The following is a 22,886-nucleotide window of genomic DNA, read 5'->3' as shown; positions in this document are numbered from 1 at the left end:
CAACTTACGCGACCACAGGAGCAGCCGAGATGGCACGCCGCAAAAAAGCCTTTTCAGGAAAAGTGAACGACGTAGATTTGCGGCTGATGCGGGTTTTCAAGGCCGTCATCGAATGCGGGGGGCTGTCTGCGGCGCAGACTGAATTGGGGGTCGGACGCTCGACGATTTCGCGGCAGATATCCGACCTTGAGACGCGGCTGGGTCTGCGGCTGTGTCACCGTGGAAGAAGCGGCTTTTACCTTACCCAGCAAGGACGTCAGGCGATTGATTACATTGATCAGTTTTTGATCTCATCAGATGATCTGGCCTCCAGAATCGCCAGCATCAGTAATCAGATGGTCGGGAATATCGAGATCGGGATGATCGACTTTACCATGTCCGACGTCAAAAACCCGTTGATCTCGACGATGCAGAAATTCCAAGAGGTTGCCCCGGACGTGTCGATCAATCTGATGACAGGGTCACCCAACGAAGTGGAGCGGGGCATTATTGACGGCAAATTGCATATCGGAATCATTCCTGATTATCAGCGTCACCCCAGCCTGGATTATTTCACGCTCTACGACGAAGATGTCGGGCTATTCTGTGGCGGCCAGCATCCGTTGATGCAAGCGATCCAACAAAACGTCACCTTAACCGAAGCCGAAATCTGCAAACATAAGCTGGTCCATAGAGCCTATTTCGAAAGCGAGCGGTTGCGGCAGCGTAAACAGAAATTCCCTGTGGGCAGCACCGTCTATCAGACCGAAGCGGTTCTTGCCCTTGTGCGCAGCGGCGTCTATTTGGGCTATTTCCCAAGGCATTGTCAGGATCTGATGCACGGCGAGTTTGTTGAACTTCTGCCCGAGGTTTTTGGGTATTCTACGCCGATTTGTGCGCTCTGGAGGGCGGATCGAAAGCACTCTTTGATCTTGCAGGACTTTCTGCAATTGCTCCGCGACGAACGCCCGGCGGGCTAAGGTTCCCGGCAGGGTATATTCCGCCGGACCATGGATCGCGGGCCGCGAAATCAAAACCTTGGCCGCACGTCATTTGGGAAGTAGTCGCCTTTCGCACCGGGGAGCATCGCCTTCCGCAGGCCTTATTGCGCTGGGCTGCTACGGTCGCGGCGCGCAATAAAGCGCGTGTAGTGTTTCCAGCACGGCGGCGACCTCGCCACCCTTGACCGAATAGTAAATCGTTTGACCCGCGCGTCGCCCATCGACCAGGCCTGCCTCTTTCAGACGTTTAAGCTGCTGCGACATAGTGGGCTGCGACAGGCCACACGCCGCCGCCAGATCACCCACCGACCGTTCCCCTTCCAGCAGACGACAAAGGATTTGCAGTCGCGTCTCGGAGGCGAGCATTCCCATCAGCGCTGCAGCACCTGCAATATCTCCGTCGAAGGGATTGTCGAAGTTTTTCATATTAGACTCATTGAATATTAGATGAGACGAATATATACTGTCTATCAGGCTGATTCAAGGCTGGCTGGTTCCAAGCGAAATCCGGCATTGCCGGGTCTGCGGCGCAAGCTGCCCAAACATGGAGAAGATACGTGGAAACTGAATTTACCCCATGGCTGTCGCTTGGCGGTGGCATGATGATAGGGGCCTCGGCGGTTCTGCTGATGGCTACCAATGGCCGCATCGCAGGCATCAGCGGGCTTACCTCTCGCCTGTTCTCACGCAGCACCGACGGCGAGGCCCGTGGCGTTTCGGCGCTGTTTGTACTGGGTCTGCTTTTGGCCGCGCCGCTGTGGCTGCTGACCTCTGGCGGTTGGCCGCAACAATGGGTGCCCAGTAGTCCGCTATTGATGGCGTTTGCAGGGCTGTTGGTTGGCTTTGGCGCGACCTATGGCAACGGCTGCACTTCCGGCCACGGGGTCTGCGGCATCAGCCGTGGGTCGGGGCGCTCTATCGTGGCGACCGCGACATTCATGGTGGCGGCCATCGTCACCGTCTTTTTCATTCGCCACGTTATCGGAGCCTGACATGAAACAGACTTTTGCACTTCTCTCGGGCCTAATTTTTGGTCTTGGGCTTATCGTTTCGGGCATGGCTGACCCGGCCAAGGTGCTCAACTTCCTTGATCTCTTTGGCACATGGGACCCCAGTCTTGCCTTTGTAATGGGCGGGGCTATCGCGGTGACGGCGCCAGGTTTTGCCTGGCTGACCCGCACGCGCCAACGGCCTTTTTTCGATGGCGAGTTCCGGATGCCGACCAAGACCGACCTTGACCCCAAGCTGCTGACCGGCTCGGCGATTTTCGGCATTGGCTGGGGATTGGGTGGGTTCTGCCCCGGCCCTGCGCTGACGGCGCTTCCGATCGCGGCAACCGGCACCCTGATCTTCGTGCCCTTCATGCTGGGTGGCATGTGGCTGGCCCGGCACACACCTGACCTGACCCTGAAAAAAGGAGTTGCGCAATGAGCGATCCATTGAAGTCCCCCGTCGTCCGTCATTCTGCGTCGACCGGTGCGGGCAGCCCGGATGTCTGGGGCATCTACGAGCCAGACACCGGGTCGATCCAGTATATCTGTGCCGATCCGGCAACGCGGCGGGCGGCGCTGATTGATGTCGTATGGAACTTTGATCCCAAGAACTATCGCTTCTCGACCCAAAGCATGGATCAAGTGCTTGACCTCGTGCGCGAGAACGATCTGACCGTCGAATGGGTTCTCGACACGCACCCCCATGCCGATCACGTCATGGCTTCGGCACATCTGAAAGAGCGCACCGGGGCCCCCAACGCCATCGGCGCGCTGGTACCAAAGATCGCCAAAATATGGGCAGACCTCTACAATCTGCCTCAGGCTTTTGACGCGGACCGCGACTTTGATCACTTGTTCAAAGAAGGGGAAACCTTTAAAATCGGTGATCTGGAGGCGCGCGTGATGCTGTCGCCGGGCCATACGCTCGGATCTATTTCCTACGTCTGTGGCGACGCGGCTTTTGTGCATGACACGTTGATGCAGCCTGACGCAGGCACGTCGCGGTCGGACTTTCCGGGCGGCAAAACCTCGGAATTGTGGGACTCTATTCAGGCAATCCTCGCCCTGCCGAGCGACACGCGGCTTTATATTGGTCATGACTACGGCACCAAGACGCGCAAGGAGCCCGCGTGGGAGGCGACAGTCGCCGAACACAAGGCACATAACATCCACGTCAAGGACGGCACCAAGCGCGAAGACTATATCGAGCGTCGGCAGAAGCGTGATGCGACCCTGTCGTTGCCCGATCGCATCTTGGCAGCTTTGCAAATCAATCTGCGTGGCGGACGGCTGCCGCCTGCGGAGGACGATGGCAATCATTACCTTAAGCTGCCGGTCAACCGCTTTGACTAAAGCCTAACTGGGCGGCCCGCGCGGCCGCCCTTTCGCCATTGTCCCTCAACGCGCTGGATCGCCCGATATGAACCCCGCTTCGCTGTCACGTTATCTGCCGATCCTCGACTGGGGGCGGCGCTATGACCGCGCGAATTTCAGCGGTGATATGGTGGCCGCCGTCATCGTTACGATCATGCTGATTCCGCAGTCGCTGGCGTATGCGCTGTTGGCGGGAATGCCGCCCGAGGCAGGGATTTATGCCTCGATCGCGCCGATTGTGCTTTATGCCATCTTTGGCACCAGCCGTGCGCTGGCGGTAGGACCGGTGGCGGTGGTGTCGTTGATGACGGCGGCAGCGGTGGGGAACATAGCCGACGCCGGGACGGCGGGATATATCGCGGCAGCGCTGACGCTGGCCTTCCTGTCGGGGGTGATGCTGCTTTTACTTGGCGTGTTCCGGTTGGGGTTTCTCGCCAATTTCCTATCGCATCCCGTGATTGCTGGATTCATCACCGCCAGCGGTATTCTGATTGCAGCAAGCCAATTGCGCCATATTCTCGGCATCCGGGCCGAGGGGCATACGCTGGTCGAGATACTCGTTAGTCTGGGCGCGCATCTGGGTGAGACCAATCCGATCACCGTGGCGCTGGGCGTGTCTGCCACCGCATTTCTGTTCTGGGTGCGGGGCGGGCTGAAACCGCTGCTGCGCCGCGCGGGTGTTGGGCCACGCCTGGCCGATCTTGGTGCCAAGACCGGTCCGGTGCTGGCGATCGTCGCCACGACGCTTGCCGTCTGGGGCTTTGATCTGGGGCGCAACGGCGTGGCGATTGTAGGCGACGTCCCCCAAAGCCTGCCGCCGCTTACCTTGCCCTCCTTCTCTCCTGACCTTTTGTCTCAACTTCTGGTGCCCGCGCTGCTGATCTCGATTATCGGCTTTGTCGAAAGCATCTCGGTGGCGCAGACCCTTGCCGCCAAAAAGCGCCAGCGCATTGACCCGGACCAGGAATTGATCGGCCTGGGCGCTGCGAACCTCGGTGCGGCATTTACCGGCGGCTTTCCGGTCACCGGTGGTTTTTCGAGATCGGTGGTGAACTATGACGCGGGCGCCGAAACACCGGCGGCCGGGGCCTTTACCGCTGTCGGGTTGGCGATGGCGGCGCTGTTTCTGACACCTTTGATCCACTACCTGCCCAAGGCAACGCTGGCGGCGACGATCATCGTTGCTGTGCTCAGCCTCGTCGATTTTTCGATCCTCAAACGCGCCTGGTTGTTCAGTCGCGCAGATTTTGCCGCTGTCACGGTGACCATTCTGCTAACGCTCATCTTTGGCGTAGAGGTGGGCGTGACCGCCGGTGTAGTGACCTCAATCCTCGTGCATCTGTACAAAACCTCGCGGCCGCATATGGCCGTGGTGGGACGCGTGCCGGGAACGGAGCATTTCCGCAACGTCCTGCGCCATGATGTCGAAACCCAGCCGCATATCCTGTCGTTGCGCGTGGACGAGAGCCTGTATTTTCCGAACGCGCGTTACCTTGAGGATCAGCTTGCGGGCTATGCCGCCGAAAAGGACGAATTGACTGACGTGGTGCTGATGTTCCCCGCCGTGAACGAGATCGACCTTTCGGCGCTGGAATCGCTTGAGGCGATCAACAGTCGGCTGAAGGATGCAGGCATCCGGCTGCATCTGAGCGAGGTGAAAGGCCCTGTGATGGACCGGTTGCAGCGCAGCCACTTCCTTGACGATCTAACCGGCCAGGTTTTCCTGAGCCAGCACGAAGCCATCTGTGCACTGGTGCCAAAGCGAGATGAACCCGGTGCCACAGGGGCAATGAAATGATCAGTGCGCGCTGTGCCGGTAACCGCGTCAACCTGTGGCCACGGTTCTAGCGATCCAGCTCTCGGCGCAGAAACCGGAGAAATCGTGGGTCACCGGTGCGGGTCACATTTAGCCGCATCCCGGATGGTGCACTGGCAGGCTGAACGCAGAAAAAGCTCGACGGCGCCAGAAATATCCCTTCGGCGGCGGCCTTTTTAGCGAGTTCGGTGTCGCTGGTGCCTGCGGGTAGATCAAGCCATGCGTAATACCCTTGACCCGGTGCCACTTTGCAGTGCAGACCCAGCAGCGCCAGATCGCTGTGTAGCTTTACAGCAGCATTTTGCAGCCGTCCGGCCAGCTTTTTGAGGTGCCGCGCATAGCGACGGTTTTGAATCATCTCGGCAACGATCATTTCGGAAAAACGCGACGAATTGACCGTGGTGATCATTTTCAGTTCGGCCAGTTCTTCGGTAATGCTGCGGTGCGCAGCGATGTAGCCTGTGCGAAAGGACGCCGATAGCGTCTTGGAAAAAGTGCCGACAAAAATCACGCGGTCAAATCCGTCAAGTGCTGCCAAACGCACGCCTTTTGGGTCGGGAAGGTCGACAAAGGGGTCGTCATCTACCACCATAAAATCCATGATCTCGGCGAGCTTCAGCACGCCATGCGCCGTGGCCAGATCCATCGAAGTTCCCGTCGGATTCTGCGCCAGAGACTGAGTAAAGAATAGTTTTGGCCGATGCTCGGTTGCCAAGCTGCGCAATTGGCCCAGGTCAGGACCGTTTATCCCGCGCGGCACGCCGACGAAATTTATTTGGGAAAATCGTAGCTTGGCAAACAGGGGGTAATATCCCGGATCGTCCACCAAAACGGTATCACCCGCCTTCAGATAGCGGCGCACAATCAGGTCAAGACCATGATTGGCGCCGAAAGTTGTCACGATCTGTTCCGAGGTAACGGCAATGCCATCCGCGTTATGCCGCGCCGCGATCAGCATGCGCAGCGGGTGATACCCCATATGAGAGCCGTAGCCTGATGCGTCATTCCCGGTGTCGCTCAATAGCTCGGGAAGATTGCGCATCGGTATTCCTGCCATCCAGATAGCCGGTGGTCGCCCATCACCGATCCGCACTGCATAGTTCTGATCCAGTTGCGCTCGCAGCAGGGAAATACTGTCCACCGCTTCAACCAGATGTCGGGGGACATCATCTTCGCGAAACGTGTGACTAGGCATCGCGACGGTAAAACCAGAACCTTGTCGGGCTGTGATCAGCCCTTGCGCCACCAGCCTGTCATATACGTCGACGATGGTGTTTTTTGAAACACCTTGCTCTTGCGCGGCCGCACGGATGGAGGGCAAGCGTTCTCCGGCGCGCAGGTTGCCATTGGCAATATCATCGGCCAGACGTTTTGCAATGTTATCGGTCTTGTTCATGGAACGCCTTAAACTGTACCGGTAAAAGTACCAGTACACCGTGACACTGTATTCCACAATTGTACCTATGATCTGCCTCGGGACTACGCCAAAGATCGGCTTGGAAATCTTGGGGGCATTATCCGAATGACGAATGGCAAAACTTCGCAGATCAGTTCGCGGCTAGAAAATATGCGTGACCTCGGGCCAGAAGCGCGATTGGATCTGGTGGCGAAGACCGTCGGCCTGGACGATGCAGACCGAGCGACACTGGCCGGGCAGGATGTGTTGCCGATGTCCTTGGCGAACGGCATGATCGAAAACGTGATCGGTAAATTCGAACTGCCGCTTGCCGTGGCATCCAATTTTACGATCAACGACAAGGACTATCTAATCCCGATGGTGGTTGAAGAGCCATCTGTCGTCGCTGCCGCCTCTTACATGGCCAAAATCGCGCGGAGTTGTGGAGGGTTTCACACCTCATCTGACCGGCCAGTGATGCGGGCGCAAATTCAGGTGGTCGGCCTGACTGACCCCAACGGCGCACGACAGCGCTTGCTGGCGGCCGAGGGCGAGTTGCGCCAGATGTGCAACGGCCGCGACGAAGTGCTGGTGTCCTTGGGGGGCGGCTGCATCGGGATCGAGGTGCATGTGTTCGAAACGTCCGCTGTAGGGCCGATGGCGGTGCTGCATATCCTTGTGGACGTGCGCGATGCTATGGGGGCCAATGCCGTCAATTCCATGGCCGAAACAATCGCGCCAAGGGTGGCGGAAATTGCAGGAGGTCATACCCGCCTTCGCATCCTATCCAACCTGGCAGACCGCAGACTGGCGCGGGCCTATGTCACGCTGACGCCTGACGCGTTGACGACCAAGACGATGGACGGGAATGACGTCATCGACGGTATGATCGAAGCCTACGCGCTTGCCCAGATCGACCCCTATCGCGCGGCGACTCACAACAAAGGTGTGATGAATGGCATTGATCCCGTGGTTGTCGCCACGGGCAACGACTGGCGTGCGATCGAGGCCGGCGCCCATGCCTGGGCCGCACGAAGCGGTCAGTACACATCATTGACGACGTGGGAGCGTGGCGGAGACGGGACGCTGACCGGCACCATTGAAATGCCGATGGCCCTCGGTCTGGTGGGCGGCGCGACGAAGACGCATCCAGCCGCACAGGCTGTGCTTCGGGTGCTGGGTGTGCGCAGCGCACAGGAACTGGCGGAAGTGACAGTTGCCGTGGGGCTTGCGCAGAACATGGCCGCGTTGCGCGCGCTGGCGACCGAAGGCATCCAGAAAGGCCATATGGCGCTGCATGCGCGCAACATCGCCATTCTGGCCGGCGCTATCGGCCCGCAGATCGAAGCAGTGGCCAAGGCCATTGCTGCGCAGGGGCACATCAGTGTTCAGGCCGCAAAAGACGTGCTGGCGAAGCTTTAGCGCCACGCAGAGTACAGATTATTTTAGGGAGGACGACCAATGACAAAAACACTTAACACGCCATCGACCCGGCGCCAATTTATCCGCGGTGCCACCGCGGCAGGGCTGGCCACACCGGCAATAGTAGCTGCCAGTTCGGTGCGCGCGCAGGGCACGATTCAATGGCGCATGCAGGCACTTTGGGGCGGTGGCACCACGCCAATGCTCTACGAAGAGAAATTCTGTGACCGGGTGCGCGAATTGACTGGTGGCAGTTTGGATATCACACCGTTTGCAGGGGGGCAGATCGTACCCGCAGCCCAGTCGTTCGACGCGGTGCGCGGTGGCGCTTTCCAATTGATGAAGACATTTGACGGCTACACCGCCGGCAAGATCCCCGCGCACGGGTTTTCGTCGACTGTCCCGTTTGGGTTTCCAGAGGCCGATCAGTACGAGGCATGGTTTTACGAGCGCGGCGGCCTGGAAATGGCGGCTAAATCTTATGCGCCCGCCGGGCTGACCTATGTCGCACCCACAGTGTACGGCGAAGAGCCGCTGCATTCGAAGGTCGAGATCCGTAAGATCGCCGATATGAATGGGTTGAAAGGCCGTTTTGTCGGCCTTGCGGCCGCAGTGATGGGTGACTTTGGGGTCGCGGTGTCGCCGCTGCCAACATCTGAGGTTTACTCGGCCCTGGACAAGGGTCTAGTCGATTTCGCCGACCGGGGCGATATCAAGGCGAACTATGAGGAAGGCCTGCATGAGGTTGCCAAATACCTGATTCTGCCTGGTGTCCATCAGCCGTCCACTGCGACATGCTATGTAGCCAATACCGCAGCTTACGGGCAGTTGGACGATCAGCAGCGTGCAGCGCTTGCCGTTGCCGCGCGCGAAGTGTCAGGCGCGCTGCGTCAGAACATCATCGTGGACAACGCAGAGTACATGGCAAAATTCGAAGAGGCGGGTGTCGAGATCATTACGTTCGACCCCGAAGATGTTGCGCAATCACGCAGCACGGCCGTCGCTTCGTGGGAAAAGGCGACCAACGGTGATGCATTAGCCACCGAAATGATGCAGAGCCAGAAACAACTGATGGCGGATCTGCGGCTTCTCTAACCAGCCAGAAAATGACTAAGACCGGCCCGTGCAACAAAGCGACGGGCCGGTTTTGCGACAGAGGGAGGCGTTAATGTTTCGCGCGGCACAGGCCATAACCACAGTTAATAGATGGACGTTCGAGGCCACCAAATGGCTGGTTTACGTCATTGCGGCACTCATGCTGTTCGAAGTGATATCGCGCTACTCGTTTCACACGCCGACCAGTTGGGGCCCGGAACTCGCGACCCTGTTGTTCGGCCCCTTCTTTTTAATGGGTGGGCCATATCTGCTGCACACGGGCGGCCACGTCGCCGTCGATATTCTCTCCGCATCGGCGCGGGGCAAACTACGGCTGGTTCTCGCCGTTCTCGCGGCGCTGCTGGCGTTGTTGTTTGGCCTGATTTTGCTGCGCTTCAGTTTGCCGCTTGCTTGGCAGGCCTATCAATACGGTGAAACCAGCTATTCAGGGTGGAATCCGATCATCTGGCCCGCCAAGGTCGTGCTGCCACTGGCTGCACTTCTGCTCGTGTTGCAATCACTTGCCGAAGTTGTCTTTGCTGTCAAAGGGCGGGCTGCGTGATGGAAAGCAGTCTTGTTCTGGTCGGTATGTTCTCTGCTCTGATGGTGCTGATGCTAAGCGGTGCCGGGTTGGCCTTTGTCTTGGGCGCCATCGCCTTTCTGGCAACTGCCACGCTTTGGGGGCCCAGTGCGTTGATCGTCACCGTGCTCAACACGTTCGAGACGATGACATCCGAAGCGTTGATGGCCATTCCGCTTTATGTGCTGATGGCCGCGATTTTGCAAAAGTCCCAGATCATCGACGATCTTTATGCCGCGATGGAAACGTGGTTTGGCGGCTTGCCCGGCGGGTTGGCCATCGGCACGGTTGTTATCTGTACGATCATGGCTGCCATGACAGGCGTCGTAGGTGCCGCCGTGGCCGCGATGGGTATCTTGGCGTTGCCGTCAATGCTGTCGCGGGGATACCATCCACCGCTGGCTTTGGGGGCGATCTGTGCCGGGGGTACTTTGGGCATTTTGATCCCACCGTCCGTGGTCACGATTGTTTACGCGATCACGGCGCAAATCTCGATCGGGCAGATGTTCATCGCAGGTGTTTTACCGGGTCTGATCCTCGCGTTCGGGTATTGTACCTATATTTGGGTGCGCGTCATGTTGAACCCCGAACTGGCCCCCAAACCGCAGGGCGGCACAGTCGTCCCGCTTGGGCAAAAGCTGGCGTCGCTCCGGCATTTGGTGCTGCCCGCGCTTGTTATCATTTCGGTGCTGGGGTCGATCTATGCCGGGATCGCCACACCGACCGAAGCCGCGGCAGTAGGTGTCTTGGGCGCATTGCTATCTGCAATTGTGTCGGGGCGGTTGCGCTTGGCCAACCTCAATGCGGCGGCGACGGACACGTTACGTGTCACGGCGATGATCCTTTGGATCACGCTTGGCGCCAAGGCGTTCATTTCGGTTTTTGTCGCGACGGGCGGCGCGGATAGTGTATTGAATTTCGTTCAGGGTTTGGAATCATCACGATACGTCGTTCTGCTGGCGATGTTGCTGGTGTTGATCTTCCTCGGTCTGTTTCTGGACGAGATTGGGATCATTCTGCTCTGCGTGCCGGTGTTTGTCCCGATCATCAAAACCCTTGGTTTTGATCCGCTTTGGTTTGGTGTGCTGTTCATGGTCACAGCGCAGATGGCCTATATCACGCCGCCGTTCGGTTACACCCTATTCTATCTCAAAGGGGTGCTGCCTGCTGGGATCGGTATCGGTCAGGTTTATCGCGGGGTGATCCCATTTTTCCTGATCCAAGTGGCGGTCCTGATCCTGTTTGTCCTTTTTCCCGACCTCGTCACTTGGTTGCCGGAACAGGCAGCAAGCAGGCTGAAGTAGATTTGGCGAACTGTCCCGCCGCGCCGTCTAGGAATCCAGCCGCATTTCGGCAATGAATTCGCCAAGCACACGGCATAGGTGGTGTTTGACCGGGCCAATGCCAGAGGTTGCGGATACCAGCGTGCCGATCCGAATATCGTTCAGCCCGTCTTCCATCAACGGGATGAACTTCAGTTGGTTCTGGCGCACCTCATCCATAAAACCCATCTTGGTATAAATACCGATGCCGTGACCCGCCAAAATCATCTGCTTTGCGATGAACAGATTGTTGGAAAAGATATGTGTCTTAAGGGTCGCCGCGACCGAAGAGACCAGATGATCAATGATCGAATTGCCGCTTCGCGCATCGGTAGTGCGTACAAGCCGTTCGCTGCTGATGTCGTTGATCGTCACATTCTTGCGCATCGCAAGTGGGTGATCAGGGCGGACAATGATGCCAAAGGGGGCGGTTTTTTCGTTCACCACGCGCACATCGGGATGCATATCCATCAGAAACGATATCGCGACATCGGTGTCGCCAGAGGCAACCGTTTGCATCATCTCTTCGGGCTGCGCCGTTGTGACGGTAAACGAGATGTCAGGATATTTGGCGCTGAATTCCTGCAACACCGCAGGCAGGACGCCATAGGCGACCGAATCGATGGTCGAAAGGTTGACGTGACCGGAACGCATGTCGCGCAGATCATCCATCAGCGTCTTGGTGCGCTCATAATCATACATCGTTTTGCGGCAGTGCTCCAACATGATGCTTCCGGTGCTGGTCAGGGTCACCCCTTCGGGTGTTCTGTCAAACAGGGCCATGCCCAGTTGTTTTTCCACGCTCAGGATCTTTCGGTTCACCGTGGTGGACGAGATATTCAGCACCGACGACGCTTTGCGGATAGAGCCCTGACGGGCAACTTCGTCGAAGTATTTCAAGAAGCTGGAATGCATTTGTGATCCCTTTTCCTAAGCTCGGCGAAGCATCGGTAAATTGGCGATGCATAAAGTGCATCACCGTTGGCAGCATTTGACACTTCTTGCATCACCCTGTGCCGGACTAAAGTCAACAGGACATCAGGCGTATATTGCCGGATCATGAAAAGCGGCCAACGCACTTTGGGAGAGAATTATGTCAGACAATTCCACTTTTAATCTTAATCGCCGGACATTGCTAAAGTCGGTCGGCGCCGCAGCGGGCCTTGCAGGTGCGGGTACGTTTGTGAGCGTCCAGCGCGCGATGGCGCAGGACACATTCAAAGTCACGCTGCAACTGGGTTGGTTGGCCAGCAACGGAATCTTGGGCGAAGTTGTGGCCGACAAGCAGGGCTTTTTCGCGGATGAGGGCCTGACGCTTGATATCGTGGCAGGCGGCCCCAATGTCGACGGCGTGGCGTCGGTCGCGTCCGGTCGGGCCAATCTAGGCCAAATCTCGTCTAGCCCGTCCTTGATGCTTGCCCGGTCCGCCGGACTGCCGGTGAAATGTATCGCGACAGGGTATCAGAAGCATCCGTTCACGTATTTCTCGCTCAAGAGTAATCCAGTGAACGCCCCGCAGGATTTCATCGGCAAGAAGATCGCAACGAACGGCACTGCGCGCATTCTGCTGGACGCCCTGCTGGCGCATAACGGGATTTCCCAAGATGACGTCGAAATTTCGGTCATGGGGTCCGATATGGCGCCTCTGATGACCGGACAGGTCGATGTGGTGACGGGCTGGAACACCAACACCAGCGCGACAAGCATCATGGGCGATCAACGTGTTGACCTGACCCTGTGGGACGCGGGTGTCGAACTGTATGCCTATCCTTATTACGTGAACGACAGCACACTAGAAGAGCACCCTGAGCAGGTGAACGGAATGATCCGTGCCATCGCTAAGGGCTGGGGTTGGGCCTATGAAAACCGCGAAGAAGCAGTGGACATCCTGCTTGAGCGTTATCCCAACCTTAACCGGGAAGATGAACTGGCGACAGTAGACCTTGTCTTGAGCTATGTCTTTGACGCCAAGACGGCCGAAAACGGCTGGGGTACGATGAATCCGGAGAACTGGCAGCGCCAGATCGAGATTTACGAAGACCTCGGCCAGTTTGAAAACGATCCCCCTAAAGTCGAAGACATCATGACGATGTCAGTGCTCGAAGCGACCGCTGACGTACGTCCAAAGTTCGGAGGCTGACCCATGCCCGCAGTTGCCAAGACCAAGATCACACCGATCAATACGGCGTCTCCTACCATTGCCGCATCATTGAAAAACGCATCGGTAAAATTCGGGACCTTCACCGCGATCGATTCGTTGTCGATCGATATCGAAGAAGGCTCCTTCTATACCATTCTTGGGCCTTCGGGCTGCGGCAAATCAACAATGTTGCGGCTGGTGTCAGACCTGATTCCAGCCGCGTCCGGAGATGTAAAAATCTTTGGTAAAACGACCGAAGCCGCGCGCCTGGCGCGGGAGTTTGCCTTTGTCTTTCAGGACGCCGCCCTGTTGCCCTGGCGGTCGGCACTCAAGAACGTGGAGCTGCCTCTTGAAATCGGACGCAAGCGCGGCATTGAAATTCCCGTCGGGAACAAGACGCCGCATGAATTGCTGGAAATGGTCGGGCTGAAGGGCCGCGAAAACGCGCTGCCGCATGAATTGTCCGGCGGTATGCGCCAGCGCGTCGCGATTGCCCGCGCATTGGTCTGCCAACCCAAGTTGCTTCTCATGGATGAACCCTTTGGCGCGCTGGACGAGATGACGCGCGATCATCTGAACATGCAGCTGCTTCAGATATGGAAGGAAACGGGCACCACCATCCTGTTTGTTACCCATTCGATCCCCGAAGCCGTCTTCTTGGGTCAGAAGGTCATGATGCTTCAGGCACATCCGGGGCGTCTGCGCGAAATTGTGGAGATAGATCTGCCTGAGAATCGCACAATTGAACTTCGCGATACGCAGGAATTCACACGCTATTCCGCCTATCTGCGCAAACTGTTGGAGACATGCTGATGACTATCGCTGAAACAAATCTGGCAGAGCAGAATTCCACCGAACTTGAGGAACGCCGCATTGAGCGCCGTAAGAAGCTGAAGGCTGGTGCATTGCCCTTGGGAACGGCCATCGCGCTGCTGCTGGTCTGGCAACTCGGCGTGCGGCTGTTTCAGGTGCCGACCTATATCGCGCCGGCGCCGTCCGACGTGGCCATCACCTTTGTCGACAAGTTTCCGATCCTGATGGCGAACTTCTGGCCGACCTTTTACGAAAGCGTGCTTGGCTTTTTCTTCGGAAACGTCTTTGCCATATTGATCGCAATCGCCTTCGTGCACAGCCGCACGGTTGAGCGGGCGTTTTTTCCAATCGCCGTATTCGTGAACACCATTCCAATTCTCGCCATCGCGCCGATCCTCGTGCTCATCTTTGGGCCCGGACTGACGGCCAAGGTCGTGATCGCGGCGCTGATCTGTTTCTTTCCCACCTTGGTCAACATGGTGCGCGGTTTGCAGGCGGTCAGTCCGCAGGCGCTGGAACTGGCACGCATCCTTTCTGCATCGAAAAGCGAAGTTTTCTGGAAGATCCGGTTGCCCTCATCTCTGCCGTTCCTGTTTTCCGCCCTGCGGATCGCGGCAACGACCTGTGTGATTGGCGCGATTGTAGGGGAATGGGTCGGCGCTGACCTCGGCTTGGGTGCCTTGATCATCGACTCGACGTTCAACTTCAATTCGCCGCTGCTCTACGCGACCGTTTTCATGTCCTCAGGGCTGTCGGTCTTCTTGTTTGCATCGGTTGCCATCGCAGAGCGGCTGATCATCCGCTGGTAAGAAAACGCTGCTTTTCACTCGAAATACTCCACGCGGATCAGAAAATCCCGTTGTGGAACCAATCAAGGAGACTTCCAATGACTGCTCAAATCAAAGACCACATCCAGTCTCGTACCGAACAGGTACCCGTGGTTGCCGATACCGATGTCGTTGTCATCGGCGCTGGGCCCGCCGGTGTGACAGCCGCCGTATCTGCTGCGCGGAACGGGTGTTCTGTTACGCTGCTGGAGCGTTATCACCACCTTGGCGGCATGGCATCCGGCGGCATGGTTCTGGTGCTGGACGACATGGTCAACGAAGGCAACGAAGTTGTCACCACCGGGATCGTCAGTGAATATGTCGATCGCATGGTCAAACAGGACGGCGCTGTTTTTCCCCCGTCAGAGGATTGTCTGAAAAACTGGGACATGTGGAAAAAGTGGTCCCGCTGGGGCTGTATCGATTTCCACCAATCGGGAATGCCACAGCCGATCATCCATGCGGTAGCCTTTGATCCTGACGCCTGGAAGCGGGTCAGCCTGGATCTGGTGCAGGAAGCTGACATCAACTTGCGGACACATTCATGGTTCTCCGAAGCCTTGGTGGAAAATGGCCGCGTGTCCGGCGTGATCTGCCAAACAAAAATGGGCCGTCAGGCCATCCGCGCCAAAATGGTCATTGATGCCAGCGGCGACTTGGATGTTGCCTCCTCTGCTGGGGCGTCGTTCACCGACGGTCAGTATATCGTAACCACTGTGTTCCGCCTGTGTGATGTCGACACTGACAGGGCCGAAGCCTTTGAATACGAGAACCCGGAAGAATACAAAAAGCTGGACCGAGAAGCGCGCCGCGTTATCGGTGGTGCCTGGGGTATGTGGTGGCTCAAGACGCCGCTGCCGGGCATCGTGTGGTGCAACTGCCCGCATATGCCGGGCTACGACGGGCTGTCCCCCGAAGGTATGGTCGCTGCCGAATACGAAGGCCGCGCGCGGATGATGAACCTTCTGGCCTTTGCTCGAAAAAACATCCCCGGTTTCGAGAATGCCAAGATGCTTGGCGCCGCCGAGCAAATGGGCATCCGTCAGACCCGGCTTTTGCAGGGTGAATATATCGTCACCAAAGATGATGTAAAAAGCCGCCGCCACTTTGCCGACAGCGTCTGCCGTGGCCGCGACTATTATACCCCTTACCGGGCGTTGCTGCCCAAGGGGATCGACAACCTCATCGTTGCTGGGCGCCACTATTCGGTCGAATCCGAGGCGCAAAAGCAATCGCGCGAAATCCCGCCGTGCATGTCGCAGGGTGAAGCCGCCGGTGTCGCTGTTGCCAAAGCACTCGAAGCGAATTGCGCGCTGCGCGATGTGGATGTCACGTCGATCCAAAAGCAGATGCGCGCGCAGGGTGCAGATCCAGGCGATGTGCCGTCTGCCAACGCTTTGGTTCAAGAAAAAGAAATCGCATAGGAGGCCACGATGACCCAGAATAACCTTCCCCTCGAAGGGGTACGTATCATCGACTTTACCCAAGTCATGATGGGGCCTTGTGCCACCCAGATGCTGGCGGATTTTGGTGCCGATGTGATCAAGGTCGAACGCCCCGGTGCCGGTGACCTATCGCGGAATTTTTTCGGAGAGCCGGACGAAATCGCGATGAATAACGCGGTGTTTGCATCGCTTAACCGCAACAAGCGTTCGATCACGATCGATACCAAATCCGACGAAGGCAAAAAGATCGTTTACGAGCTGGTGCGCAATTCCGACGTGGTCGTCGACAACTTTCGCGCCGGGGTGATGCAGCGCTTGGGTTTTGGATATGACACGCTTAAGGCAATCAACCCCCGCATCATCAGCGCGTCGGGCACAGGCTATGGTGAAAAGGGCCCTTATGCCCATAAGGGGGGGCAGGATGTGCTGGCGCAGGCGATGAGTGGCGTCATGGAAAAGCGGCAAGATCCGTCGATCCCCAAGTCGATCTATCCCACCACGCTGTGTGACTATACCGCCGGGATGCACCTGGTGCAGGGCATCATGGCCGCCTTGCTTGCCCGGCACAAATCCGGTGTCGGCCAAAAGGTCAGTGTTTCGCTCTACGATTCCATGATCGCCATGCAGATGCAGGAGGCCGCCCAGTGGAACAAACACGGAGAGGTGCTGAACTGGGCTGCGATGCCGCTAACGGGCGTTTTTGATACGACCAACGGTTCAGTGGTGGTGGTTGGCGCGTTCAAGTCGAACCCCCTGCGCGACATCTGTACCGCACTGGAGATCGACAACCTTGAGCCGGCCTACCCAACGCTGGCAAGCCAACGCAAGAACAAGCCCCTGCTGCAAGAAGCGTTCCGCAATGCCTTTGCCAAAAATACCACAGAGTACTGGTTGCAACGACTGGAGGCGCAGGATCTGCTCTGCGCGCCCGTCCGCAGCTTGGGCGAGGCACTGGACGATCCTCAGACAGTGATCAACGACATGCTGATCGAGATTGATCACCCATACCTCGGCAAGATGAATTTTGTCAGCTCGCCCGTGCATTTGAGCGATGCAAAAGTATCCATTCGTCATGTGCCACCAAAGCTGGGTGAACACACCGAAGAGGTGCTCAGCGAACTGGGGCTGGCCGCCAACCTCGGCAGGGCGGCCGAATGAGCGTTGTTTTTAAACTGGAAGATCACGTTGCTTGGGTCACCATCGACCGTCCCGACCGGATGAACGCCATCGATTCAGCCACCCAGACCCGGCTCGCGGAAATCTGGGACAAGATCGAAGCGGACCCTGATGTGCGATGTGTCGTCTTGACGGGCAGCGGTGACCGGGCATTTTCAGCCGGGGCCGATCTGAAAGACGACAATGGCATGTCGGGCGTTGACTATTGGAAAGACATCAGCGCCACAGGCTACGGCCGGATATCCCTGCGCAAGAGCCTGAACATACCCGTCATAGCGCGGATCAACGGCCTGGCGCTTGGCGGAGGGCTGGAAATGGCGATGGGCTGCGATATTCTGATCGCAGCCGACACCGCACGGTTCGGCCTGCCCGAAGCCAAGGTCGGGCGGATGCCGTTGGATGGCGGGATGTCCGTGCTGCCCCGGCTGATCCCGCGCAATATTGCGGTCGGCATGATGATGACCGGACGCATGATGCCAGCGGCGCAGATGCTGCACTATGGGCTGCTGAACGCGGTGGTCCCCCAAACAGAGCTGGACGCGGAAGTAGACCGCTGGGTCACCGATATTCTCGCGTCCGCGCCCCTTAGCCTCAAGGCGATCAAGGCAATTGTGCGCGGCACCAGCGAGATGTCCGTTCACGACGCCTATGCACATGAAACGCCTGAACTGCGCGCCGCGCTGGGGTCGGCCGACGCGAACGAGGGCGTGCTGGCATTCCGTGAAAAACGGGCTCCGATCTGGCAGGGCAGATAGCCCGTTCCGACCTGACTTCGTGACTGAACCCTGACTGACGGAGACGACATGACCTTAATCATCAAAAGCGAATGCATCGACGTCAAAGACGGGATCTGCACAACATCTTGCCCGGTTGATTGCATCTACGAAGGCGAGAGGATGTTTTACATTCACCCGACCGAATGCATCGAATGCGGCATGTGCGAAAGCATCTGTCCCGTCGATGCCATCCGCTATGCGGACGAGGTGGACCCACAAGACGCCGACTTCATCCGGATCAACGCACAGGTCTTCCACGATAGTGACGGCACTATGACCGAGCCCGGCGGATGGCGCAAAGACGCACCGCCGATCAAGGATGATCCCATCGTTGCCGGTTGGAGATAGGCGTCAAAACCACCGCAAAGAAAACCAAAGGAAAGACTATGCAAGGAATTATCGCAGCGGTGCCAACCCCCACTGACGCGGCAGGCAAGCCCCAGCGCGCGCCCTTTATCGAACATTGCCAATGGGCGATGACAAACGGCTGTGACGGCCTGAATGTTCTGGGATCAACGGGCGAAGCAAACTCCTTTGACAAAGGCACGCGCGCAGACGTCATGGCATGGGCCGCCAAGGCCGTGGACCCCGTGCGTCTGATGGTCGGCACGGGCACGCCATCCTTGGCAGAGACTATTTCGTTGACCTGCCACGCAGACGACCTGGGGTTTGCTGCGGCGCTGGTTTTGCCGCCCTACTACTACAAGCCGACGTCAGATGACGGGTTGTTCCGTTGGTACGAGGCGCTGCACGAGGCGCTTGGTACGCGACCGATCAAGGTGTATTTCTACAACTACCCGCAGATGACGGGGATTACCCTGTCTCACCGGCTGCTTGCGCGCCTTTGCGCAACGTACCCTGACCGTTTTGCAGGCATTAAGGATTCCTCCGGCGATCTGGAATATTGTCGTGAACTTGCATCGAAAATACCGGGGTTTGCCGTTTTCCCAAGCTCGGAAACCTCGCTGGCAGAGGCGGGTAGATCGGGCTTTGCCGGCTGCATCTCTGCCACGGTCAACCACTCATCCGCCGTATGTGCACAGATTTGGAAAGATCGTTCCGACCCTGACCCAGCCTTGATCGAAAAGATCGCTGGTCTACGGGCCGGGCTGATGTCTCATCCATTGATCCCGTCGATCAAATACATGGTCGCCCGCCGCACCGGCAACGCAATCTGGCACAACGCCGTACCACCATTTCTGCCGCTGGACAGCGCAGCCAAGGCCGCGCTCGACGCCATTGAACGCGCGCCCACGGTCGACCCCGCGTCGCAGGCAGATACGAACACGATATCATCGAAAAACGAAGGATCATAACATGAGCAAGCACGATAACCTGATCAACGGCGAATGGGTCAGCTTTGGCAATTATAATGACAACTTGAACCCATCGAACACCGACGACATCGTTGGCAGCTATTCTTATGGCGATGCGGATTCCGTGGAAAGTGCCGTGCAGGCTGCACAAGCGGCGCAGTCGGCATGGGCCAACAGCACGCCGCAGGCCCGCTATGATCTGCTGGATGCCGTTGGCAATGCGCTCGCGGCCCGCAGCAAGGAATTCGGAACGCTACTGGCCCGCGAAGAGGGCAAGACCCTGGCCGAAGGTATTGGCGAGACGATGCGCGCCTCGCAGGTTTTCAAATTCTTTGCAGGCGAAGCGCTGCGGATTTCTGGAGAGCTGCAATCGTCGGTTCGGCCCGGCATCGACGTTGAGATCACGCGCGAACCTGTAGGGATTGTCGGACTGATCACGCCATGGAACTTTCCCATTGCAATCCCTGCGTGGAAAATCGCGCCTGCGCTGGCCTATGGCAACTGTGTAATCATCAAACCCGCCGACCTGACACCCGGTTGCGCGCATGTGATTGCAACGCTGCTACATGAAAACGGGTGCCCACCCGGTGTGTTCAATCTGGTGATGGGGCGCGGTTCTACTGTTGGAGAGGCGATTGTTACCCATCCGCAAATCGACGCGATTTCCTTTACCGGGTCCGTCGCGACCGGCAACCACATTGCCGAGGTCTGCGGCAAGATGAAGAAGAAGGTCCAGTTGGAAATGGGCGGCAAGAATCCAATGGTTGTGCTGGACGATGCCGATCTTTCGGTCGCAGTGCCTGCCTGCCTGAACGGCACCTTCTTTTCCACAGGCCAACGCTGCACGGCTTCGTCACGGCTGATCGTGCAAGCAGGTATCCACGACGCATTCGTGGACGAATTGACGCGGCAAATGAAGGCGCTGAAAGTCGGGGATGCCATGGACCCGGCGACGCAAATCGGCCCGGTCGTCGATGAAAAGCAGCTAAAGTCAAACCTCGACTACGTCGAAGTCGCGCGCAAAGAGGCCGCAGAGGTAATTGGCGGCGAGCGGTTGGAGCTGGGTACGCCGGGTTTCTATCAGGCGCCTGCTTTGTTCTTGGGCACCGACAACACGATGAGGATCAACCGCGAGGAAATATTCGGGCCCTGTGGTTCCGTGATTAAGGTGGCTGATTTTGACGAGGCGTTGGCGGTGGCGAATGATACCGAATTTGGTCTGTCAGCGGGGATTTGCACGTCCAGCCTGAAACACACCCGTGCCTTCAAGCGCCAGATCGAGGCAGGGATGGTTATGGTCAATCTCCCCACAGCGGGCGTGGATTATCATGTGCCTTTCGGTGGTCGAAAAGGCTCGTCCTTCGGCGCACGCGAGCAGGGGCGCTATGCGGTTGAATTCTATACAATTGTTAAGACGAGCTACGTCTTTGCTGGCTAAGAACTGGCCAACTTAGGTACTTAGGCTCGCCAACGCTTTGGCGGGTCTAAATCCTGTGTTGATGCCCTTGGTGACGCTCGCGATTGCGCTGTCGGCAACAAAAAAAGTTGCCGTCGGCGGGAACCTTCCCGCGTTGGAGGCTTGTTTTACCTACAACGGCACTCTTAAAGGAGGTTTTCCATGTCTTATTGGCGCTTTTTCGCAATGATCCTGACGTCGACCACAGTGATGTTTGGCCTGATGTATCTCAATACATATGCTCTGGATCACGTATTCTTTAGTGAAACACGCAGTTACATGGCAATTTATATGGGGGCGGTGATGGCGATCATCATGCTGGCCTTTATGCTGGGCATGTACACCAACCGAACCGCGAATATTGCAATTTTTACCGGGAGCGCATTGGTTTTTGTACTGTCGTTGTTTCTGGTGCGCAGCCAGACAACTGTCGATGATACATCGTGGATGCGGGCCATGATCCCGCACCACTCGATCGCAATCCTGACCAGCGAACGCGCCAACATCTCAGATCCGCGCGTGCGCAAGCTTGCCGATGACATCATCAAGGCGCAACGTAAGGAAATCGCCGAGATGAAAGCCCTGATCACGGATCTCGAGGGAGGTCCGGCGGCGACACCGGAAGTAGACGGCAAATGAAGGAGACGCAGATGACATCGCAACATACGTCGAAACGCGCCGAGCTGTACCGGATGGTAATGACCGACCACACCTGTCCTTATGGCCTGAAATCAAAGGATCTGCTGGAGCGGCAAGGGTGCGAGGTTATTGATCATCCCCTCACGTCCCGCGCCGAAACCGACGCATTTAAGGCTAAGCATAACGTCAAAACCACGCCGCAGACCTTTATCGACGGCATGCGGGTGGGGGGCTTTGATGATTTGCGTATCCACTTCGGGATGGACAAGCCCAAAGACCAGCAATCTGACACGTCGTATCAACCCGTGATCGCCATCTTCGCCATGGCATTTCTTATGGCTTTGGGCCTGTCGTGGTACAGCTTTGGCACGATTTTTACGCTGCGCGGGTTTGAATGGTTCATTTCGATTTCAATGTGCATTCTGGCGGTCCAAAAGCTTCAGGATCTGGAGAGTTTTTCCACGATGTTTCTGAATTATGACCTGCTGGCGCAGCGCTGGGTGCGCTATGGCAAAGTCTATCCGTTCGGCGAGGCGCTCGCGGGTATCTTGATGACAGCAGGCGCGCTGACCTGGTTATCTGCACCAGTCGCCATCGTTATCGGGGGCATAGGGGCCATATCCGTGATCAAGGCGGTCTATGTCGACAAGCGCGAGTTGAAATGCGCCTGCGTTGGCGGCAACAGCAATGTACCGCTTGGGTTTATCTCCCTGACAGAAAATGTGCTGATGTTAGGCATGGGGCTGTGGATGCTTGCCAAAGCGCTTTAGGCTTTGGCCCAAAGGCGCGAAAGAACAAGCCACCGCATTGGCAGATGTTCGCCACTCCTAAAATAAAGTCGCCAACCTTCCAGCGCTGTACGGATTGACACCTCGGTTCAAACCAACCAACTGTGCGCTATGACGCTAACAAACATCTCTTTTGCAGGGCTGCTAAAGGTGCTTATGTGCCTGATGCTTGCGCTTGCTTTGGTGATGGCACCCCCGTCGGGTGCGCATGCGGCATCGGGTATGCATGGTGCAGGCCATGACCAGATCAGTGCGGCAAAGCAGGGCGCGGAACACGCGCATGGCGCTATGATGTCCCACGCAGACGAAAGTGCGACCGAGGGTCAGTCGGCAGAGGATGATGACGTTTCAGCGCATTGTTGTAATGGCATCTGTATGTCTTTGGCCTTGCTCGAGACCTCAGCATCGTTCGTTGTTGCTGGCACTCACAGTACCTATGCGGCATATTACAGCCCATCGCATGCGGTCGAACCCGCCGCTTTTCTGCGGCCACCAAAACACCTGATCTGAACGCGACCCTCTGACCGGGGGGT

The 22,886-nt window shown here is 57.4% G+C and carries 24 protein-coding genes; 21 read left to right on the top strand and 3 right to left on the bottom strand.

Annotated features, from left to right (window positions below; all coding sequences use genetic code 11):
- Nucleotides 1-29 precede the first annotated feature (29 nt).
- On the top strand, nt 30-959 hold the full coding sequence (locus tag AC1965_RS16465) for a LysR family transcriptional regulator (RefSeq protein WP_483884921.1): 930 nt from the start codon (nt 30-32) through the stop codon (nt 957-959).
- A gap of 138 nt (nt 960-1,097) precedes the next feature.
- Here AC1965_RS16465 and AC1965_RS16460 read toward each other — a convergent pair whose 3' ends face one another.
- The gene (locus AC1965_RS16460) at nt 1,098-1,406 is read right to left on the bottom strand and encodes an ArsR/SmtB family transcription factor (RefSeq protein ID WP_483884920.1); all 309 of its coding nucleotides are present in this window, start codon (nt 1,404-1,406) and stop codon (nt 1,098-1,100) included.
- Nucleotides 1,407-1,537: 131 nt separating this feature from the next.
- Here AC1965_RS16460 and AC1965_RS16455 point away from each other — a divergent pair, with 131 nt between their 5' ends.
- From AC1965_RS16455 to AC1965_RS16440, 4 genes are all read left to right on the top strand, one after another.
- Complete coding sequence (locus tag AC1965_RS16455) at nt 1,538-1,972, top strand: YeeE/YedE family protein (protein ID WP_483884919.1); 435 nt, start codon at nt 1,538-1,540, stop codon at nt 1,970-1,972.
- Between the two features lies 1 nt (nt 1,973).
- A complete protein-coding gene (locus AC1965_RS16450) occupies nt 1,974-2,411 on the top strand; it encodes a DUF6691 family protein (protein ID WP_483884918.1) in 438 nt (145 codons plus the stop codon).
- Nucleotides 2,408-3,325, top strand: coding sequence for an MBL fold metallo-hydrolase (locus AC1965_RS16445; protein WP_483884917.1), 918 nt, complete (start codon nt 2,408-2,410; stop codon nt 3,323-3,325). The genes AC1965_RS16450 and AC1965_RS16445 overlap by 4 nt, the downstream gene beginning before the upstream one ends.
- 67 nt (nt 3,326-3,392) lie before the next feature.
- The gene (locus AC1965_RS16440) at nt 3,393-5,144 is read left to right on the top strand and encodes a SulP family inorganic anion transporter (RefSeq protein ID WP_483884916.1); all 1,752 of its coding nucleotides are present in this window, start codon (nt 3,393-3,395) and stop codon (nt 5,142-5,144) included.
- A 46-nt stretch (nt 5,145-5,190) separates the two neighbouring features.
- Here AC1965_RS16440 and AC1965_RS16435 read toward each other — a convergent pair whose 3' ends face one another.
- Nucleotides 5,191-6,558 (bottom strand): aminotransferase-like domain-containing protein, encoded by a 1,368-nt coding sequence (locus AC1965_RS16435; RefSeq protein ID WP_483884915.1) that lies wholly within the window; start codon nt 6,556-6,558, stop codon nt 5,191-5,193.
- Between the two features lie 126 nt (nt 6,559-6,684).
- Between AC1965_RS16435 and AC1965_RS16430 the strand changes: the two genes are divergently transcribed.
- The 4 genes from AC1965_RS16430 (at nt 6,685) to AC1965_RS16415 (ending at nt 10,959) form a co-directional block, all read left to right on the top strand.
- Nucleotides 6,685-7,980: a hydroxymethylglutaryl-CoA reductase, degradative gene (locus AC1965_RS16430; RefSeq protein ID WP_483884914.1), complete on the top strand. Its 1,296-nt coding sequence runs from the start codon at nt 6,685-6,687 to the stop codon at nt 7,978-7,980.
- A gap of 39 nt (nt 7,981-8,019) precedes the next feature.
- A complete protein-coding gene (gene dctP, locus AC1965_RS16425) occupies nt 8,020-9,075 on the top strand; it encodes a TRAP transporter substrate-binding protein DctP (RefSeq protein ID WP_483884913.1) in 1,056 nt (351 codons plus the stop codon).
- A 73-nt stretch (nt 9,076-9,148) separates the two neighbouring features.
- Complete coding sequence (locus AC1965_RS16420) at nt 9,149-9,637, top strand: TRAP transporter small permease subunit (RefSeq protein WP_483884912.1); 489 nt, start codon at nt 9,149-9,151, stop codon at nt 9,635-9,637.
- Nucleotides 9,637-10,959 carry a TRAP transporter large permease gene (locus AC1965_RS16415; protein ID WP_483884911.1) on the top strand — a complete coding sequence of 441 codons (1,323 nt, stop codon included), beginning with the start codon at nt 9,637-9,639 and terminating at the stop codon, nt 10,957-10,959. The genes AC1965_RS16420 and AC1965_RS16415 overlap by 1 nt, the downstream gene beginning before the upstream one ends.
- A 27-nt stretch (nt 10,960-10,986) precedes the next feature.
- Here AC1965_RS16415 and AC1965_RS16410 read toward each other — a convergent pair whose 3' ends face one another.
- The gene (locus tag AC1965_RS16410; RefSeq protein WP_483884910.1) at nt 10,987-11,892 is read right to left on the bottom strand and encodes a LysR family transcriptional regulator; all 906 of its coding nucleotides are present in this window, start codon (nt 11,890-11,892) and stop codon (nt 10,987-10,989) included.
- A 178-nt stretch (nt 11,893-12,070) separates the two neighbouring features.
- On the opposite strand from AC1965_RS16410, the gene AC1965_RS16405 reads away from it, so the two are divergent.
- From AC1965_RS16405 to AC1965_RS16350, 12 genes are all read left to right on the top strand, one after another.
- The gene (locus AC1965_RS16405; RefSeq protein WP_483884909.1) at nt 12,071-13,117 is read left to right on the top strand and encodes an ABC transporter substrate-binding protein; all 1,047 of its coding nucleotides are present in this window, start codon (nt 12,071-12,073) and stop codon (nt 13,115-13,117) included.
- A gap of 3 nt (nt 13,118-13,120) precedes the next feature.
- Nucleotides 13,121-13,930 carry an ABC transporter ATP-binding protein gene (locus tag AC1965_RS16400; RefSeq protein ID WP_483884908.1) on the top strand — a complete coding sequence of 270 codons (810 nt, stop codon included), beginning with the start codon at nt 13,121-13,123 and terminating at the stop codon, nt 13,928-13,930.
- Entirely contained in the window at nt 13,930-14,739 is an 810-nt protein-coding gene (locus AC1965_RS16395) for an ABC transporter permease (protein WP_483884907.1), read from the top strand. The genes AC1965_RS16400 and AC1965_RS16395 overlap by 1 nt, the downstream gene beginning before the upstream one ends.
- 77 nt (nt 14,740-14,816) lie before the next feature.
- Complete coding sequence (locus AC1965_RS16390; RefSeq protein ID WP_483884906.1) at nt 14,817-16,181, top strand: FAD-dependent oxidoreductase; 1,365 nt, start codon at nt 14,817-14,819, stop codon at nt 16,179-16,181.
- A 9-nt stretch (nt 16,182-16,190) separates the two neighbouring features.
- Complete coding sequence (locus tag AC1965_RS16385; protein WP_483884905.1) at nt 16,191-17,360, top strand: CaiB/BaiF CoA transferase family protein; 1,170 nt, start codon at nt 16,191-16,193, stop codon at nt 17,358-17,360.
- The gene (locus tag AC1965_RS16380; RefSeq protein WP_483884904.1) at nt 17,357-18,133 is read left to right on the top strand and encodes an enoyl-CoA hydratase-related protein; all 777 of its coding nucleotides are present in this window, start codon (nt 17,357-17,359) and stop codon (nt 18,131-18,133) included. The genes AC1965_RS16385 and AC1965_RS16380 overlap by 4 nt, the downstream gene beginning before the upstream one ends.
- A gap of 48 nt (nt 18,134-18,181) precedes the next feature.
- On the top strand, nt 18,182-18,502 hold the full coding sequence (locus tag AC1965_RS16375) for an indolepyruvate ferredoxin oxidoreductase subunit alpha (RefSeq protein ID WP_483884903.1): 321 nt from the start codon (nt 18,182-18,184) through the stop codon (nt 18,500-18,502).
- A gap of 38 nt (nt 18,503-18,540) precedes the next feature.
- The gene (locus AC1965_RS16370) at nt 18,541-19,470 is read left to right on the top strand and encodes a dihydrodipicolinate synthase family protein (protein WP_483884902.1); all 930 of its coding nucleotides are present in this window, start codon (nt 18,541-18,543) and stop codon (nt 19,468-19,470) included.
- A gap of 1 nt (nt 19,471) precedes the next feature.
- Complete coding sequence (locus tag AC1965_RS16365; protein WP_483884901.1) at nt 19,472-20,908, top strand: aldehyde dehydrogenase family protein; 1,437 nt, start codon at nt 19,472-19,474, stop codon at nt 20,906-20,908.
- Nucleotides 20,909-21,088: 180 nt separating this feature from the next.
- The gene (locus tag AC1965_RS16360; RefSeq protein WP_483884900.1) at nt 21,089-21,565 is read left to right on the top strand and encodes a DUF305 domain-containing protein; all 477 of its coding nucleotides are present in this window, start codon (nt 21,089-21,091) and stop codon (nt 21,563-21,565) included.
- A gap of 11 nt (nt 21,566-21,576) precedes the next feature.
- Nucleotides 21,577-22,335 carry a MauE/DoxX family redox-associated membrane protein gene (locus tag AC1965_RS16355; protein WP_483884899.1) on the top strand — a complete coding sequence of 253 codons (759 nt, stop codon included), beginning with the start codon at nt 21,577-21,579 and terminating at the stop codon, nt 22,333-22,335.
- A gap of 129 nt (nt 22,336-22,464) precedes the next feature.
- Nucleotides 22,465-22,863: a hypothetical protein gene (locus AC1965_RS16350; RefSeq protein ID WP_483884898.1), complete on the top strand. Its 399-nt coding sequence runs from the start codon at nt 22,465-22,467 to the stop codon at nt 22,861-22,863.
- The last annotated feature ends 23 nt before the right edge of the window (nt 22,864-22,886 follow it).

It is taken from the genome of Sulfitobacter sp. KMM 9851, assembly GCF_057178245.1.
The sequence above is the reverse complement of the archived record's forward strand: the minus strand, read 5'-3'. Positions and strand labels throughout refer to the sequence as shown.

Coding starts and splice junctions, on each gene's coding strand:
- AC1965_RS16465 (WP_483884921.1), top strand. CDS start 30: ATGGCACGCCGCAAAAAAGCCTTTTCAGGAAAAGTGAACGACGTAGAT.
- AC1965_RS16460 (WP_483884920.1), bottom strand. CDS start 1,406: ATGAAAAACTTCGACAATCCCTTCGACGGAGATATTGCAGGTGCTGCA.
- AC1965_RS16450 (WP_483884918.1), top strand. CDS start 1,974: ATGAAACAGACTTTTGCACTTCTCTCGGGCCTAATTTTTGGTCTTGGG.
- AC1965_RS16445 (WP_483884917.1), top strand. CDS start 2,408: ATGAGCGATCCATTGAAGTCCCCCGTCGTCCGTCATTCTGCGTCGACC.
- AC1965_RS16440 (WP_483884916.1), top strand. CDS start 3,393: ATGAACCCCGCTTCGCTGTCACGTTATCTGCCGATCCTCGACTGGGGG.
- AC1965_RS16435 (WP_483884915.1), bottom strand. CDS start 6,558: ATGAACAAGACCGATAACATTGCAAAACGTCTGGCCGATGATATTGCC.
- AC1965_RS16430 (WP_483884914.1), top strand. CDS start 6,685: ATGACGAATGGCAAAACTTCGCAGATCAGTTCGCGGCTAGAAAATATG.
- dctP (WP_483884913.1), top strand. CDS start 8,020: ATGACAAAAACACTTAACACGCCATCGACCCGGCGCCAATTTATCCGC.
- AC1965_RS16420 (WP_483884912.1), top strand. CDS start 9,149: ATGTTTCGCGCGGCACAGGCCATAACCACAGTTAATAGATGGACGTTC.
- AC1965_RS16415 (WP_483884911.1), top strand. CDS start 9,637: ATGGAAAGCAGTCTTGTTCTGGTCGGTATGTTCTCTGCTCTGATGGTG.
- AC1965_RS16410 (WP_483884910.1), bottom strand. CDS start 11,892: ATGCATTCCAGCTTCTTGAAATACTTCGACGAAGTTGCCCGTCAGGGC.
- AC1965_RS16405 (WP_483884909.1), top strand. CDS start 12,071: ATGTCAGACAATTCCACTTTTAATCTTAATCGCCGGACATTGCTAAAG.
- AC1965_RS16400 (WP_483884908.1), top strand. CDS start 13,121: ATGCCCGCAGTTGCCAAGACCAAGATCACACCGATCAATACGGCGTCT.
- AC1965_RS16395 (WP_483884907.1), top strand. CDS start 13,930: ATGACTATCGCTGAAACAAATCTGGCAGAGCAGAATTCCACCGAACTT.
- AC1965_RS16390 (WP_483884906.1), top strand. CDS start 14,817: ATGACTGCTCAAATCAAAGACCACATCCAGTCTCGTACCGAACAGGTA.
- AC1965_RS16385 (WP_483884905.1), top strand. CDS start 16,191: ATGACCCAGAATAACCTTCCCCTCGAAGGGGTACGTATCATCGACTTT.
- AC1965_RS16380 (WP_483884904.1), top strand. CDS start 17,357: ATGAGCGTTGTTTTTAAACTGGAAGATCACGTTGCTTGGGTCACCATC.
- AC1965_RS16375 (WP_483884903.1), top strand. CDS start 18,182: ATGACCTTAATCATCAAAAGCGAATGCATCGACGTCAAAGACGGGATC.
- AC1965_RS16370 (WP_483884902.1), top strand. CDS start 18,541: ATGCAAGGAATTATCGCAGCGGTGCCAACCCCCACTGACGCGGCAGGC.
- AC1965_RS16365 (WP_483884901.1), top strand. CDS start 19,472: ATGAGCAAGCACGATAACCTGATCAACGGCGAATGGGTCAGCTTTGGC.
- AC1965_RS16360 (WP_483884900.1), top strand. CDS start 21,089: ATGTCTTATTGGCGCTTTTTCGCAATGATCCTGACGTCGACCACAGTG.
- AC1965_RS16355 (WP_483884899.1), top strand. CDS start 21,577: ATGACATCGCAACATACGTCGAAACGCGCCGAGCTGTACCGGATGGTA.
- AC1965_RS16350 (WP_483884898.1), top strand. CDS start 22,465: ATGACGCTAACAAACATCTCTTTTGCAGGGCTGCTAAAGGTGCTTATG.